Below are 15,204 nucleotides of genomic sequence, written 5' to 3' on the forward strand. Positions count from 1 at the left end.
CGTTGGTCGTTTATCGTTTGTCGGGGGGATCGCTGGCGGCAACGAGTCCGGACGACAAACGACAAACGACAAACGATCAACGTGCTTCGCCCTAGCGAAGCACAGGCACCGGCTCGCTCAAATCAATATTCCCCGTGGTGGACATCGGCGTGTCCTCCACGTAGAAGCGAAGCGCTTGGATGTCGGGGAACTGGCCGAATGTGCGTTGCAGGCCTTGGATGAGGGCGGATTCGTCGGTGCTGCCGTAGGTCGTGTCGAACGCGCGGTTGAAGTGGAGCTGCGCTTCGCCTTCGATCACTTGTGCGCTGACGAGGCGTGCGCCTTCGGGTGCGATCTTCGACTTGGAGAGGAACTCGTTGACTGCGTAAACCTTGGCGTCCACGCCGGTGGGAACGGGCATCTTCGTGCGGTCGAACCCGATCTCCACGCCTTCGGCATGCGGCGAGAACACCCACACCTGAGTGGCGGCCGGGGCCGGTTTCGACGAGGTGGCTGCCGGGCGGCGCATGGGTTCGGGCACGCGGTCGGCGGGCGTGAACTTCACGTAGGCCGCGAGGGCACCGACCACGCCGAGGCCCAGCGCGAGGAGGGCCCAAACGCTCTTGTCTTGGGTCTTACTCTTCTTTCGCCTTGCCATCGCCCAGATACACCTTGAGGCCTTGCACGACCGCATCGGCGACCGCGTCTTGGAATTCGTCGGTCAGCATACGCTTGCGGTCGGTCGGATGATTGAGGAAGCCCAACTCCATGAGGATTGCGGGCATTTTAGCACCCCGCAAAACCGCCAGCCCACTTTGGTAGAGGATGCGGTCACTCTTGGCGCCGAAGTCGGGAAGTTTGCTGACCTTTGCGATCTCGCGCTGCACGCACTCGGCGAGCAGCGCGCTGATGGGGTCCTGCATGTGATAGAACGTCATGCCGCCCGAGGTCTTGCCCGTCGTGTTCGAGTTGATGTGGACGCTCAGGAACAGGTCGGCCTTGTTGCGGTTGGCGACGTCGGGGCGGGAGTGAAGCTCGACGGCCACGTCGGTTTTGCGCGTCATGATGACCGTCGCACCCTGCGCGGCGAGGCGCTGGGCGAGTTTCTTGGCGATGGGGAGCGTCAGGTCCTTCTCGGCGATCTTCTTGTCGGGGCTGCGCGCGCCGGTGTCGCTCCCCCCGTGGCCCGCGTCGACGACGATGACCTTGCCGGCGAGTTTGCCGTTGCCGACCTCGGGTTTGAGGAGCCGAATCTGCATCTCGCTTGTGACGGTCGCGATTTCGACACCCATGGGCCGCACGAGCCGGATGGCGAGCACCGCGCCCTTCTCGGTATCGCGCACCTCGATGCTCTCGATGGAAGATCCGGCGGGGCTCTCACTTTCGAACTTCGCGCCGGGAAAGAGCACTTCGATCACGGCGGGTTCGGGTCGGGTGACGGTCGGCGCTTCTTTGAGGCCGGGGGGCAGTTGGATGCCGAGCAACGCGCTGGCTTTGGTTTCGTTGGAGAGGGTGAGCGGTCCGGCGACGGGCAGTTGTGCCTGCCGGGGAGTGACCGGAGGGGCTGTCGTGGCGATTTCGGAGGCCGAGCCGGACGCGTCGCCGGTGGATTCGACGGGCGAAAGGTCGCCGCTGTAGCCCTTCTTGAGGTCGTAGCGAAACACGCGTGCGGGCTGTTGGGCCATGCCGACCATGACGGGCGTCTCGTCGGTTTCCAGAATCATGCGGACGCCGCCCGGTTGCTGTTCGACCTTGGCGCGCGGGCCGAGGGCGATGGAGGTCTTGTTGTCGAGCTTGAGGCCGGGCAGGTCGACAACCACGCGCGGCGGGTTCTCCGCGCGGGTGATTTTGGGTTTTGTGGCGAGGCTGGCTTCGAGGGTGAAGGTCCCGTCGTCGATCGTGGCGCTTTTGACGACTCCCCAGACGTCGAGGGTATCGGTTCCCGCACGCCACGCCGAGCCCCCGTCGAGTTTCTCGAGGATTTGGCGAAGGGGGAGGGCGGGCGTCTTGCCGATGCGCGCGAGGGGGACATCGACGCGCCGGCCATCGACGGTCACGCTTGCGGTTTCGCCGGCGAGGGAAGTGGTCCATCCCCAGCGCAGGGCGACGGGGGGTGCGACGAAACACTCTTCATCGACGCGCCACACGAGATCGCGGGCCATGCCGAAGTGGGTGAAGGACACGGTAGCCGGGCGCGGTTCGCCGCCGGCCGCCGCAGTGCCGATCACCATCCATGGTATCAAGCAGAGCAGAAGGCGCTTCATCCTGAGCGTTGCGGGGATTCTACATCTTTTCGCATAATGTGGCAACCCATGGGTGCGTGAAGCGGCGAGAGTTGGCCGCAGATACCCAGAATATCGGGTTGAAAGTTCCTTGGGAAGAGTCCGCGGGCGATTAGCTCAGTTGGTAGAGCGCCTCGTTTACACCGAGGATGTCGGGGGTTCGAGTCCCTCATCGCCCACGAGCTTGCTCGTGGCCTGAGGGCGAGAAGTGGACCCCGCCGAGCGTTAGCGAGGGGAATGAGCGGAGCGAATCGGGGAGTCCCTCATCGCCCACCACCAGGCGAGTGCCGGCCCGGCGGTGTGCGGGTTGAGAAAGGCACCGGGCTTCGGTCAGCTGGAACCCAGCGGACAAGGGGCCCGCCTCGGGTTGGTACGACAAAAACTGGAGCGTGAACAAGGAGACCACGCGTTACTTCTGCGACGGCCAGATGTGTTTTGAGGAAGACAACGTCGAGGAACAAGCCGAAGTTGTGAACTGCACGCGCTACGGCCTGGGCGCCCGGGGCATCGACTGGATCGAGACCTCTGTGAGCGGAAATCCGCAAACCTCCCTCTATCCGCTCTATGATGGACATGGGAACATGATCGCCACGATCTCGCTCTCGGGAACGCTGTCCAACCTGCGCGAATACATCCGTCGACCGCCCGCCTCACCGGGGTGTAGCGCTGGGGCAGGCGCGATCAGTGGGAGTGATGATAACCCAGAATGGTTCCGGTACTGCAGCGTGAACCTTTAGCAAGGGTGTCGACGAGTCCATTCCGCAGACCGGCGCAGGCACCAGCGACGTTGGTAGCCCGGCAGGTTCATCTCCTGAAGAACCGGCGATGATAGCGCACCAACTGACCAGTACCGTAACAACGATCCGGTGGACCAGGATGGCCATCTCAATAGGAGCGCGAGCTACTCGGCTCATTCATACCGCTATTAGCTCGGGGCAATCTCGAGATTTGCGCTTTCCAGATCCACGTACGGCCTGGGCCGAGATGGGCCTCGGGCGGACTGCCGCCAGTCTGTTTGCACGCTCCTTGATGAGGAACCTCGTGAATGACCTGAACAATGTCCTCTCCGGATTAACGTTGCTACCTCTTGGGCACCATCCACTGACCTGGATGAAGACCTTGAGGAGAAATCACGTCAAGCTCTTCCCCCAGGAGCAATTACCGGAGGGCCAACGAAGAAGAAGAAGACGTAGGTGAAGGCAAATGCGAGTTGAGTTTGCGTGATGGCGTCCCAGCAAGTCGGAGAATAGAAGAATGCACGTAAGCGGTCGGCGGATCAAGACTTTCGCGAATGATCACCGCATATCCGAAGATGCTCTTACCACCGACTGGCAGTGGAAGGAACACATCAAGTCCACGACACATCGATGACTGCAAGGTACATGCTCGGGCGGTGGCCTGTCTCGTGGACGAGGTGCGAGCTAGCAGGGTGCTGAAAAAGGCACCATTCTTTTGCTATCCATTAAATTCGTCTGAGAGAAGCTGGTTCGTCTTTACAAGTATGAAGGGCGAAGACCAGCTTCAACCGTCGCTTGTCGCGATGATCAACCCGGAGATGTTCGTGCTGTGACCCATGCTTTCGCGAGGTCAAGATGTGTCACGGACGCGGTTCTGGCCGACTGCGAATCCGAGTTCTGGGCGATGTTCCCGATCGACGTGCCCTTCGATCGCACCGGAGAAGCAGCTCCGCGCCCTGGTGCTGATGGTGTTGTACCCATTCCTGAAGAGCAGGCAGCCTGATGGAGCACATCCGCTACAACATGCTCTTCCGCTGGTTCGTGGTCAGTCTGGACGCTGACGAAGCGGTCTGGGACGCCTCGACGTTCTCCAAGAACCGGGAACGGTTGCTCGAAGGCGAAGTTGCGCGGCTGTTCTTCGAGGGGGTGCGAAGTCCACGCGGAGATGCGCCGGCCGAGAGCGAGTGACCACTCACGGTGGACGGCACCCTGCTGCGCGTGGGCCTCCCACAAGAGCTTCAAGCCCAAGAAGGATCCCCCGATCCGCCCGAAGGCGGCACGGGCTCGAATCCCGAAGTGGACTTCAAGGGGGAGAGCCGCACGAACCAGACGCACCAGAGCACGACCGACCCCGATGGGGCGGATGGCCCGCAAGGCTGGGGCAGCGGAAGCCAGGCGCCCAGCCACGCGGGCCACGTTCTGATGGAGAACCGCAACGACTGGTGGTGGACACTGCGGTTACGACGGTTGAGGGCAATCATGAAGTCGATGCGGCGCGCTCAGGATGCTCGAGGACAACGGGCTGGCACGACGGTAGGCGCGGACAAGCTCTACGACCAGACGAAGTTGTCGAGTGGGCTGCCGCCTGCGGGACATCAAGCCCCACGTGGCGCGCGGGCACAAGCACAGCCGCATCGACGGCCGAACGACGAGGCACGAGGGCTATAAGACGAGCCAGAAGATCCGCCGTGGAGGAGATCTTCGGCTGGAGAAAACTGTCGGAGGTTTCAAGCAAGCCCAGGCAGTCGGGGCAATGCGCAAGGTGGTATGGAATCTTTTTGCTCGGAGCGCAGCGTACAATCGTCCGGATGGCGAACATCACGCTCCAAACGACCTTGAGGAGTTATTTGAGGCCCCCAGGCGCGCCAAAGACACCGTAAAAACGACGAAAAAACCCGCCGCCTGCGCCCCTTGGCGGGCGATACCGGCTACATTCCCGCCCAGGGTGCAGACCGCCGAAAACCGGCGGTTCTTCAGCACCCTGCTAGTGCCAGATTTGGAATGCCGGGAATGGACGCCCTTGTCTCATTCGAAGAAATTGACTATGAGCCGATTGATAAGTCGAGATGCCTTATCCGAGCGAAGGGAAAGGGTCTGCTTGGATGGCCCTACGTCAGGACGCGGATGATGGTCTGGACCATAGAGTGGGAGAAAACCTTGGCGAGAGAAGCGGAGTCCTTTCGCAAAGCGCAGGCAAACGCACCTGGAGGTTGAGGGTTTGACGCCTGTCCGGCTGGTGGCGCGCTGTGGCGCCCACTGTGTGAGGCTCTTCGGCTCCGTTGCGCGCGGGGAGGAGTCCGAGAGCAGCGACGTGGACTTCCTTGTCGTGCTTGAGCCCGGGCGAAGCCTCTTGGGACATGTTGCGCTGAAACTGGGCTTGGAAGAGCTGCTCGGGCGGGGCCAGTGGACGATGCCACGGAGCGCGGATTGAAGCCCAAGTTCCGCGAGAGGGTCCTCGGCGAGGCCGAGGCGCTGTGAGGTCCGTCCGCGACCGCCTGAATCTGCGCCGCGGCGCTGCCGGGGTCATCCGCCCTGGCAACCATCTGCGGCCTCTCCTCGTTGTAGAACCGCTGCGTCGCGTCTGCGACGACGACGCTGGACCTCACCACCAGCCTACGCATCCCGTGTTGCTCGAGATCTCCGCACGAAGCCTCCCTGAGCGAGCCGTGCCATCCGGAGCGCGGAATTTGATGGGATTCCAGGCGCGATCCTACCCGCCATAATGCAATTGCGTGAACCCCATGGTGCATATTCTGGCAAAAACGATCACGCATTCCGGAGCATGGCGATCACTTTCCGAGCATTGGCGCTGGATGGTCATAGATTAGCTTGAAGCGATCGGCATAGTCAAGGACGAGCGGACCGCTGGGATTCTCCCCTCAGATCGAGTCTGTGGGCGCTGTGGACGAGTCGGTCGAGGATTGCGTCGGGCATCCGAGCGTGCTGGTCACCCGGTTAGAGCCCCTTGGAGGACTGGGAGGGCGGCAGAAACGGCCCAATCTTAGCCCGGCCAGTTCCCTGATATGTAACTAAGCTCGGCCAGCAAGCCGGCACCGGGGTCTCGGCACCCATCGCGGAACCGGTACCAGGCGTCGCATCTGACAGCAGTTACATGAGCCGCTGAGACCAGCGCGCGTCTGGTCATGGTCACTCAAATGTCTCTCAATTCACTGACACGATCTGAGACGTTCTGAGACGGTCTGAGAATCTGGGTCGTCATTTTGAACCTGGCCAGGTTTCGTTTACACCGAGATGGCCGCAGGTTCGAGTCCTGCATCGCCCACCACCAGGTTCAATCGAACTCAGGTTCAAGGTACCCCAGGTGCCCCTGAGGAGCCACACATCCTCACGGCCCTCAATCCCAACAGCCTGGCAGCTGAGCTTGTGAAATTCCATTGTCGTCCACAAAAGAAACGACATGTTTTCGGATTGATGGCTATCTTATTATCCGAGCAGAACCTCGTTATGATAATGGGGACTAATGGAGGAATGATGATCTTCCTTGCCGCGATCCTAGCCGCCACCATCGGTGGCCCCGGTGTCTCAGACCCCCCGAATCCAGGGGTCTTTCTGACAAGCGTTGAAGAAGCCCGATCGGTCAGCCCATCGTACTTCTGGGATTCCGCCAAGCTCGGACGGATCGGGATCCCCACCCCCACGCCCTTCGGCTGGGGTTCAACGTCTCCTACCCAGTTCCTCCTGAGGGCCACGACCTTGATCGGTCGTACGGTGTTCTACCCCGGCCGAGCTCGGTCGCAAGAGAGCCGACGGAGTCATCTACATCGAGAACCCCGCGCCCAGCGGGTCCGGATACGTCATTTGGGTGCCGTGGAACGACACCACCCTCGATGTGCACATGACTCCGGATCCCGGCGAGGACGGCCAGAGCCCGCTCAGCCCGCAGACGGTCACCGTCGTCGTCTGGGATCACGACGAGTGGTACGTCAGCGGCGTAAAGAAGCACCACGACACCTGCTACTTCCTAGAATACGAGGTGTTGAAGATCGCTTGCTCCGATGCCAGCATCGACTCGCGCGTCGGATACCCGCTGTCGTCCAACGACACCTTCCTCTTTGGCACCGATCCGAACGGATCACCCCGAAACCACAGCTTTGGAGCCTCCGAGTTTCGTGGAGGCCTATTCGCCGGAAACATGTACTGGAACGGGTACCCGCAGGATCAAAGCGGCACGGCCCGCATTCAGCTCTGGCCCGACGAGACGCCGGACGTCGAGGACATCGGCTTTGCGGCGCTTTCGCTCCTCGACTGCGGCCGAGTTCCGCTCCACAACGGCCAATACCTCGGGGGGCCGGATCTCGGTCTGTTCTCACCGGACCCGTCCAACGATCCCAACTTGAGCGACGGAGGGAAGTGTGGTCTGGTCGACACGCTGGACTTCGATCGCACCGCGAGGCACCGCGCAGAGCCCGTATCCGGTATGGCTTGATCCCATGGACCATAAGGCGATCTCGAGCACTCCGCCTGAGCCCAAGGATTACGTGAGCTGGAGTTTGACCCGGATCGGACAGCCTTACGCGAATCCCCTTGAGCCCTACACTCCAGCAGGGGCTCTTCAACATCTGTGTCTGGCCATCTGCGACGAAGCGACATTTGTCGGCAACGGCAATTCCGCTTGGCCTATTTCGCAAGCAACGAGTTCGCCTCCCACGCGCCCGAGACGTTTCCAGAAAGCGATTCGGCACCGCGGCTTTGGGTTGTCAAGAATCCCGTTATCAGCATTGTCTACGACGAGGGCGACTAGAACCGTGAAACTCCTAGAATATGGGTTGCGTTTGCGGCTGACGGTCTGTCGACTGGCGCTTGTGGGCAGCCTTGGAGCAGCTCTGACACTCGGCCTGGTTTCATGGCAGCACTTCTCCGTGGCTCGCAGGCCGGCTGATGCGAAGCTCAGGGCACCGGTTCCCGTTGCGACCAAGTTGCGGCGCGGCGCGGATGCGAAGATGGCGCGAGGCGACCTTGCGGGAGCGCGCGCCGATCTCATGGGCTTGATCGGCAGGTTCGGCGACAACCCGTCCAAGCTCGAACAGGACGAGGTCACGGCCTCTCGCATTCGTCTTGGTTTCGTCAGCGCCAAGGAAGGGACTTCGATGAGGCGGCGCACTGGTTCGACCAGGCCGAGGTCAAGCACAAGGGCGGCGACACAGCGGATCCCGACTACGGGACCCTTCCCGATCAAGCGGCGTACCAGGCGGCGGTATGCCAAGCCAAGGACCAGTCGCCCGCCCAAGCGTGCAAAACGTATCTCGAGTTTGCCAGGACCCACCCACATAGCCCGCTCGTCTACGCAGCCTTCAAGCGCATTCAACGGCTCGGGGATCCACCGGCGGCGATGGTGAGGCAGTTCGACGCGATCGCCAAGGAGCATGAGGAGTGGATCGGACGGGAGATCGCTCTTTGTGGTCCGAAGGCGCTTGCCCGCGTCCTTGAGATCTTCGACTTGAAGAGGCAACCCATCGAGACGCTGGCGGCCTGTGCAACACAACGAATCAGGGCACGAGCCTGAGTGATGCGAGGGGCCTTGCAGCAGCTTGGTCTGAATGCGGTTGGCATGCGCGTCAACTCCCTTGACTTCGCGAAGCTGCCCCGCGGCGCCCTTTGGCTCAAGGACGGCCACTTCCTCGTATTCGAGGCCGCGAAGGAAGACCGCTTTCTTGTCTTCGACCCAATTCCCGGCACGGTCCAAGAACGGCCGCTCCCGGACGATGTTCAGTTCACCGCCGACGTGCTGGTAGTGCGCCGCTCCCAAAGGAATGGCGCCATCAGGCCACTGGTGCATCCCGATCGGGTCGATCCAAATTCCCGTTCGCCGGCACGGATCCCCGCCCAAACCGGCGATGCAGGATTCGCGCGCGCTGACAAAGAAAGAGATGGACGCGCTTGCCGGCAAGAACAACCCGAACGCCTACGTCGCAGGGACCAATGCCTTCTCGGTGATGCACTCGGAGGTTGACGTCACCACCGGCAACTACATGCACACAGAGACGGACTGGGCGGTGCAATCAAGCCTCGGGATTCCCGCCAACGTGACGCGCACGTACAGCGCCAACAACCCGGACGAAGGGCCCTTCGGCTGGGGTTGGACCCTGAGTGTGGATATGCGCTCGACGGTGGGCGGGCTTCTCAAGGGTCCCGGCGTCCCATCGCGCTCCGTCCCGATCCAGTTTCGCGAGCAGCCTCCCGGCGGGCAGGGCGATCCACACTACAGTCATCGTCAACTGCCGCTCCGCCTGTCTCGATCACCGCAACGGATGCCAGCGGCTACCTTGAGTGCGTTCAGGTCGATGCCGACGGAATCCTATCGACGCCCGCATGGGACAGAAACGTCGTCGATCGCCAGTACGAGACGCTCGTCGTCGAGGACCAGAGCTACTGGATCACCACTGGGTGCACCGTGCTGACTCCCGAGGGGACGACCTATGTGTACGAAAAGAAGGGCGAGTATCCAGAGGGCGCGTACGCTCTCGATGAAAACGGCGACCAGACGGGCGATCCAGTGCCCAGCAATGTGCTGAAAGTCACATCGATCACGGACCGTCATGGGAACGCGACCACTTTTACCTATTCCGGAACGAACGACTATGTAACGTTCGAGAAGGCAAACGGCGACACAAGTGAAGCCAAACTGGAAACCATCTCCACGCCGGATGGGCGCGAGCTCAATTTCACGTGGGGCACGGGCGACGAGGCCAACCGTATCGTGCAAGTCGATGATGGATCTGGCAGGCACGTCGACGCGCAGCAGCGATGGCCCAAACGGGATCGATTTCGACATTTTCACGCGCGGGTGTTATCACCAGTACGACTACTCCGGCCTGCTCGATCCAGATGTGTCCATCGACACGGACCTGCTCTACAAGATCACGGATCCCAGAGGACTGGAGACGATCATCCACTACTGTGAGGGCAACTCTCCCGTTACACCGTACAACACCGCGATTCCCGCAGTGTTTTGCTACAAGATTGCTCACCCGAGCGGAATGTTCTCCTATTTCAAGAACTCCACGACTGCCTGCCCGGAGGGTCCCTACTCGTCGACCTACTACTCGGTCGGACCTCCCGAATTCCAGGACGGCTTTGGCGAAGGTGAGAACTACGTCATGGTGAGCATATGCGAAGTCATGACCAGCGCTGCGTCTGAGCAAGCGCCGCTCGTCTACCAAAGGATCTCGGATCCGCTGCCCCCGAGTGGAGCGGCACCGTGCAAATACTCGGAGCGTTACGTCAACCCCTTCACGCACGACCTGCTCGAATCGGTGACGTATCGGCCGACGGCGACGGAGGGCCCGACTCTGAACACTTCAAGGCTTCAGGCATGCTGTCGCGAGCGCCAACTGTCAGCTGCGGACTCGGCATACAACTTCCTCGGCATGCCGCTGCTCCAGGAGACAAGCGAATGGTCCTATGGCGAGCAGAACCCTGAGCGCACCACCCGTACCGAGATCGCCTACTGGGGCGCCGACAAGTATTTTCAGCGGAAGGCTTCGGTGACCACATGGCCCAACACATCCGAACCGGCGGTGATCTCCTTCACCGACTATTACGACGATCAGGCATCGACCGGTAAGGGACTGCCGCACCTCGTCTACGACTCTGTCAACGCGACCTTCAGCAATTCGAGCGGCACCGGTTGGCGGGACGCGATCGCGGTCTCGGGAGGGGACGAGACGGCGAGTTTCCAGTACGACTCGCTGGGTCGCCCGACGCACATCCACAAGATTAGCAAGGACGGCGGCTCCAACGATTTCATCGAGACTGCCACCTCCTACGGTTCACTCGGCTCTCCGTACTGGGGCGCTGCGATCGAGGTCGACGAGGATGTCCAAGGGGCCAACCGGGTGACCAGCACGCTCGAGTACGATTCCATGGGCCGGGCTGTAGAGGTCGAGGACGCTGCCGGTCACGTGTTCGTGACGACCTACCTGGACGATGGCGAGGTCTCGGAAGTCACCGTCGACGACGATCCTGTCGTGAGCTACACCTACGGAAGCGGAACGGCCACGGGGCAGCCCACCCTGATCGAGGACGGGTTACCGAGAGGTGGCAGAGCTTCACGTACGGCTCGGACAGCCAGCGGCCGTGGGAGTTGGGGGTGCTGGTCGGGACCGCAGAAGGCAAGGATGGTCAGTCCGCGATCTACACGACCGCCTATCAGTACTATGTGAGCGGTCTGCGCGCCCAGACGACCTACACGACCCCCAACGGCACCACGCAATGGGTTTATGGAGACTACGTTCGCTGCGGGAATCCGCTGCAGGGCGCCCTTGCGTTCCAGACGATGGTTCAACTGGACTCTTACGGAGACCCCACCACCAACGAGTTTCACTATGCCTACGATCAGTCGGGGCGGCTCGTCGAAGCCGCATTTGCCCAGACGCCGACCGCGGGGTCGGCGAGCAACGGCTCTTGGTACTCGGCGAACGATCCAGCGGAGAGCCGCGCCCATGTGGTCTACGACTACGACGCGGGGGGTCGGTGCGCCGGTGTGTACGACTACTGGGACACTTACTGCAGGCTTCCTATGGATTACGACCACGCCACTTCCTGAGTCAGGTGTACCACTACGACGCGAAGGGGCAGCGCTCGATCAGGTGTTCTACCATGGCGATCTCGGGAAGTTGGCCTTGACCGACTGAGACCACGAGGCGATGCGCGGGGGTTCCTGACAGGCGTCGACTACAACGACGGTCTGGCCGGCGAGGAGCCGAGTTGACATTGATCTGCGGGCAACGCCGACGACCGGGCAGAGTGCGCGAGCCATATCGACCTGAACCGCCTGGTCTCGAGGGGCTGGCCACGTACCAAAGCGACATCATCATGGGCAACCGCACCTGGCGCAACTACGGCCAGAGCGGCGTGCAGCGCTACGTGTACGACGTGCTCAACCGCTGCACCAGCGTGTGCGGAGCGAGCGACGGTGCGCGCTACGAGTACAGGCCCGACGGCCTGCGGGTCGAGAAGGTCTCGGGTCTGTCGGTGACTTGGAACCCGGCCGACAGAGTGCACGGCTCTGGCTGGTACGACGAAAACTGGACAGTCAACAAGGCCACGAGCCGCTACTTCTACGACGGGCAGATGTGCATGGAGGAGGATTTTGTCCCCTCCTATGGTCCGGGCGAGTACACGAAGGTCACGCGGTACGGACTCGGCGCGCGCGGCGTCGATTACATGGAGCAATCGATCACCGGCGGATCTCCCACGCGGACGTATCCTTTGTATGATGGACATGGGAATATGATCGCCACGATCTCGCTCGAGGGGGACCTGTCCAACCTGCGCGAATACGACGCGTGGGGCGACGTGCGCGATCAGGCGGGAGTGACGACGGACCCCAACACCCGCTACTGCGCCAACCTTGGGCACAAGCAGGACGACGAGTCCGGCCTGATCTATATGCGGGCCAGGTTCTACGACTCGGGGACGGGGAGGTTCATCTCCGAGGACCCGGCGATGCAAGGGACCAATTGGTTCGTGTACTGCAACAACGATCCGGTGAGCTATGCGGACTCTAGCGGAACGTTCTATATCCCTGCTTCTAATCTCTGGGCAGCAGCTGGATGGGCTTTTGCCGCCCTGGCTGTGTGGCAGTTTGGTAAGTACAACCCCAGTTACATAGGGGAAGTGCAGACCTTCCATCATCTGAATCGTGCCAACGCCTGTGCGCTGATTGCAACCGCCTGCTTCTCTGCAGCATCCCTATTTGCGAGCGGCACGGATATTGATGGCAGGGTCCTGGGTATGATCGGTGTTTCGCTAACAGCATTCATCGGCATCGTTTCCCTGATGACGGCAGGTGCCTCCCACGGGTCGAAGACCGCGGTCGGCGCAGCCATTTTCTTTGTATATGCCTATGGATTGGCGCTCCTCGCGGAACTCATTGCAACCGACGTGATGATGGAGTTGCTTGGATGAACTCGACGACCTTTATTATCATGATATTGGCATTACCCGCATGCATCTTTCTTGCTCTTCTCGGGGCACAATGCCTAGGATGGGCGCGCGAGACGCCTCTTACACATAGGGTAGTGTTGCAGGCTGGGACCGTCAACGTTCTCATGATGGTCGCCTACGCAGTTGCGCGGGTCGTGCTAGGTGCAGAGGGCTTTGAAGCAACGAATCTCGGCCCAATACTGCTGATGGTCTCGGTTGTAAGCTATTTTCGTATGGGTTTGCGGGGATGGACATTTGTCCGCCGTTCGTCTAAGGAACATTGAGTCTCATGTATGAGGGCTAGATGCTGTACAGTCCAGATAAGCGTCCTTTGTATGGTGGATGCTGACGGAAGCGCCGAATCAGAGGCTTGGGCATTGCGCAGGAGACGTACTGAAACTGATTGGCTTCGACGGCCAGATGTGCATGGAGGAGGACAGGGTCGCCCTACAGGCCGAAGAGGTGCACCGCACCCGCTACGGTCTGGGTCCCCGGGGCATCGACTGGATCGAAACCTCGATCAGCGGGAGCCAGCGGAACCAACAGTATCCGCTCTATGATGGACATGGGAACATGATCGACACGATCTCGCTCGAAGGGGACCTTGCCAACCTGCGGGCCTACGACGCCTGGGGCGGTGTTCGCGCTCAGGCGGGAGTGACGACCGATCCCAACACCCGCTACTGCGCCAACCTTGGGCACAAGCAGGACGACGAGTCCGGCCTGATCTACATGCGGGCGCGGTTCTACGATTCGGGGACCGGGAGTTTCATCTCCCAGGATCCTGCCATGGACGGGGCCAACTGGTTCGTGTATTGCAACAACGATCCGGTGAACATGGTGGATGCAGATGGCAGGTCCGCCTTGGCATTGGGGCTCGCCCTGGGGTTCGCAGTCTATTTCTGCTGGCAGTTCTATTCGGGAGATTCAGCTGATGGGCAGCGAGCGATGCGCTATTTTGGTGCAACGGTCGCGGCTATGACGCTCAACATCGCGATTGAGTCCAGCAAGGATTGGATGTTGCGGGCTGCATATCGAATGGCCGCATTGCTGCGGATGGATTATATGATGTCACCAGACCAAATCGGGTACAGATGGTCGCGAAACGCTGTGCGGATTGCCTTCTATGCAGGATATACATTGTTCTTGGTATTCACGATGTACTACCTTGAAGCATGGGCGGAAGGAGAAGCCCAATGAGGAACCAGGATCATTCCGGGGCATTCGTAGTCGTAATAGTTATCGTCGCAATTCTGTCGGCGAGCCTCTTGGTGTCTTCGTTAGCACTATCTTCCCTCCTGCGAGTACCTCAGCCAGACGTAGCCCGTGCCGCCGCGCTGTCGTTAGGCTCGTTTATGGTGGGGGCTTTGTCAGTGCATCTTAACATGTCGTCCAGACTCATCATTGGTTTGAGACGTGCGACGGACCTGGTCATCCTCTTTGCAGTGACTTCGCTGCCTGCGTCGCAAGTCGTCGCATGGTTTACTGCCTTTGTATTCACATTGTTCGTCGTGCAAATGATCCGTCTGCTCGTTATGGTGGGACACGCTAAGGGGCAAGGTCGCAGCCTGCTAATCTAGTGAGCACCAAACAGGCACCGCAGGCGACCCTGTCCGTTGCGCCGAGGGGATAATGGGAAACGTGGCTCGCAAGTGGCTCGACCTCGACCGGAAGAAGATCGTAGGGTTCTGCCGGAAGCACCGCATCCGGAAGCTCTCGCTCTTCGGCTCAGCACTGCGCGAAGACTTCGGCCCTGAGAGCGACGTTGACCTACTGGTCGAGTTCGAACCTTATGCAAAGGTTGGGTGGAGCTTCTTTTCGATGGAGCGAGAACTCTCGCAGATTATCGGCCGAAGGGTCGACCTGAACACGATTGGCTTTCTGAGCCCCTATTTCGTTGACAAAGTGGTGGCTGAGGCGGAGGTCCTGTTTGTCGCGGCATGACGACACGGGGCGCCTGCGCGCCCGACCGTGCGCGATCTCGACGGCTTCCGAAGCATGGTCCAGCATGCGCTCGTGGAGGTCATCGGCGAGGCCGCCAACCGCGTGAGCGAGGACACCCGCCGGGCGCATCCAGAAATCCCGTGGGCCGACATCGCCGGATCTCGACATCGCCTCATCCACGGCTACGACTCGGTGGACTTCGATATTCTCTGGCACATCGTGTCCGACGACCTGCGCACACTCATCCCTCAGCTTGAGGGGGTTCTTGACGAGCGGGGCTGACGTGGCCAATGGGCTGGTGAGCGGCGCGTTCC

At 60.9% G+C, this 15,204-nt stretch carries 14 protein-coding genes and 1 tRNA gene; 13 read left to right on the top strand and 2 right to left on the bottom strand.

Features of this window, described 5'->3' with window-relative positions:
• Nucleotides 1–91: 91 nt before the first annotated feature.
• The gene (locus M9921_11560; protein MCO5297484.1) at nt 92–637 is read right to left on the bottom strand and encodes a GerMN domain-containing protein; all 546 of its coding nucleotides are present in this window, start codon (nt 635–637) and stop codon (nt 92–94) included.
• Entirely contained in the window at nt 615–2,210 is a 1,596-nt protein-coding gene (locus tag M9921_11565; GenBank protein MCO5297485.1) for an N-acetylmuramoyl-L-alanine amidase, read from the bottom strand. Before M9921_11565 ends, M9921_11560 begins: the two co-directional genes overlap by 23 nt.
• 157 nt (nt 2,211–2,367) lie before the next feature.
• Here M9921_11565 and M9921_11570 point away from each other — a divergent pair.
• The 13 genes from M9921_11570 to M9921_11630 all read left to right on the top strand — a co-directional run bounded on the left by M9921_11570 (nt 2,368) and on the right by M9921_11630 (nt 15,172).
• Nucleotides 2,368–2,440 (top strand) — tRNA-Val (locus M9921_11570).
• 210 nt (nt 2,441–2,650) lie between these two features.
• Entirely contained in the window at nt 2,651–2,998 is a 348-nt protein-coding gene (locus M9921_11575; GenBank protein ID MCO5297486.1) for a hypothetical protein, read from the top strand.
• Between the two features lie 1,002 nt (nt 2,999–4,000).
• On the top strand, nt 4,001–4,186 hold the full coding sequence (locus M9921_11580) for a transposase (GenBank protein MCO5297487.1): 186 nt from the start codon (nt 4,001–4,003) through the stop codon (nt 4,184–4,186).
• Between the two features lie 9 nt (nt 4,187–4,195).
• The gene (locus tag M9921_11585) at nt 4,196–4,666 is read left to right on the top strand and encodes a hypothetical protein (protein ID MCO5297488.1); all 471 of its coding nucleotides are present in this window, start codon (nt 4,196–4,198) and stop codon (nt 4,664–4,666) included.
• A gap of 592 nt (nt 4,667–5,258) precedes the next feature.
• A complete protein-coding gene (locus M9921_11590; protein ID MCO5297489.1) occupies nt 5,259–5,429 on the top strand; it encodes a nucleotidyltransferase domain-containing protein in 171 nt (56 codons plus the stop codon).
• Nucleotides 5,430–6,821: 1,392 nt separating this feature from the next.
• Nucleotides 6,822–7,445 carry a hypothetical protein gene (locus M9921_11595; GenBank protein ID MCO5297490.1) on the top strand — a complete coding sequence of 208 codons (624 nt, stop codon included), beginning with the start codon at nt 6,822–6,824 and terminating at the stop codon, nt 7,443–7,445.
• 1,092 nt (nt 7,446–8,537) lie between these two features.
• Entirely contained in the window at nt 8,538–8,969 is a 432-nt protein-coding gene (locus M9921_11600) for a hypothetical protein (GenBank protein ID MCO5297491.1), read from the top strand.
• A 757-nt stretch (nt 8,970–9,726) separates the two neighbouring features.
• Nucleotides 9,727–11,181: a hypothetical protein gene (locus M9921_11605; GenBank protein ID MCO5297492.1), complete on the top strand. Its 1,455-nt coding sequence runs from the start codon at nt 9,727–9,729 to the stop codon at nt 11,179–11,181.
• Complete coding sequence (locus M9921_11610; GenBank protein MCO5297493.1) at nt 11,109–11,564, top strand: hypothetical protein; 456 nt, start codon at nt 11,109–11,111, stop codon at nt 11,562–11,564. The genes M9921_11605 and M9921_11610 overlap by 73 nt, the downstream gene beginning before the upstream one ends.
• Before the next feature lie 161 nt (nt 11,565–11,725).
• Nucleotides 11,726–12,928: an RHS repeat-associated core domain-containing protein gene (locus tag M9921_11615; GenBank protein MCO5297494.1), complete on the top strand. Its 1,203-nt coding sequence runs from the start codon at nt 11,726–11,728 to the stop codon at nt 12,926–12,928.
• Nucleotides 12,929–13,288: 360 nt separating this feature from the next.
• On the top strand, nt 13,289–14,146 hold the full coding sequence (locus M9921_11620; protein ID MCO5297495.1) for an RHS repeat-associated core domain-containing protein: 858 nt from the start codon (nt 13,289–13,291) through the stop codon (nt 14,144–14,146).
• A gap of 441 nt (nt 14,147–14,587) precedes the next feature.
• Nucleotides 14,588–14,890 carry a nucleotidyltransferase domain-containing protein gene (locus tag M9921_11625; protein MCO5297496.1) on the top strand — a complete coding sequence of 101 codons (303 nt, stop codon included), beginning with the start codon at nt 14,588–14,590 and terminating at the stop codon, nt 14,888–14,890.
• Nucleotides 14,891–14,917: 27 nt separating this feature from the next.
• Nucleotides 14,918–15,172 (top strand): DUF86 domain-containing protein, encoded by a 255-nt coding sequence (locus M9921_11630; protein ID MCO5297497.1) that lies wholly within the window; start codon nt 14,918–14,920, stop codon nt 15,170–15,172.
• The last annotated feature ends 32 nt before the right edge of the window (nt 15,173–15,204 follow it).

The sequence above is a fragment of the Fimbriimonadaceae bacterium genome (assembly GCA_023957775.1).
Lineage (GTDB): Bacteria > Armatimonadota > Fimbriimonadia > Fimbriimonadales > Fimbriimonadaceae > JAMLGR01.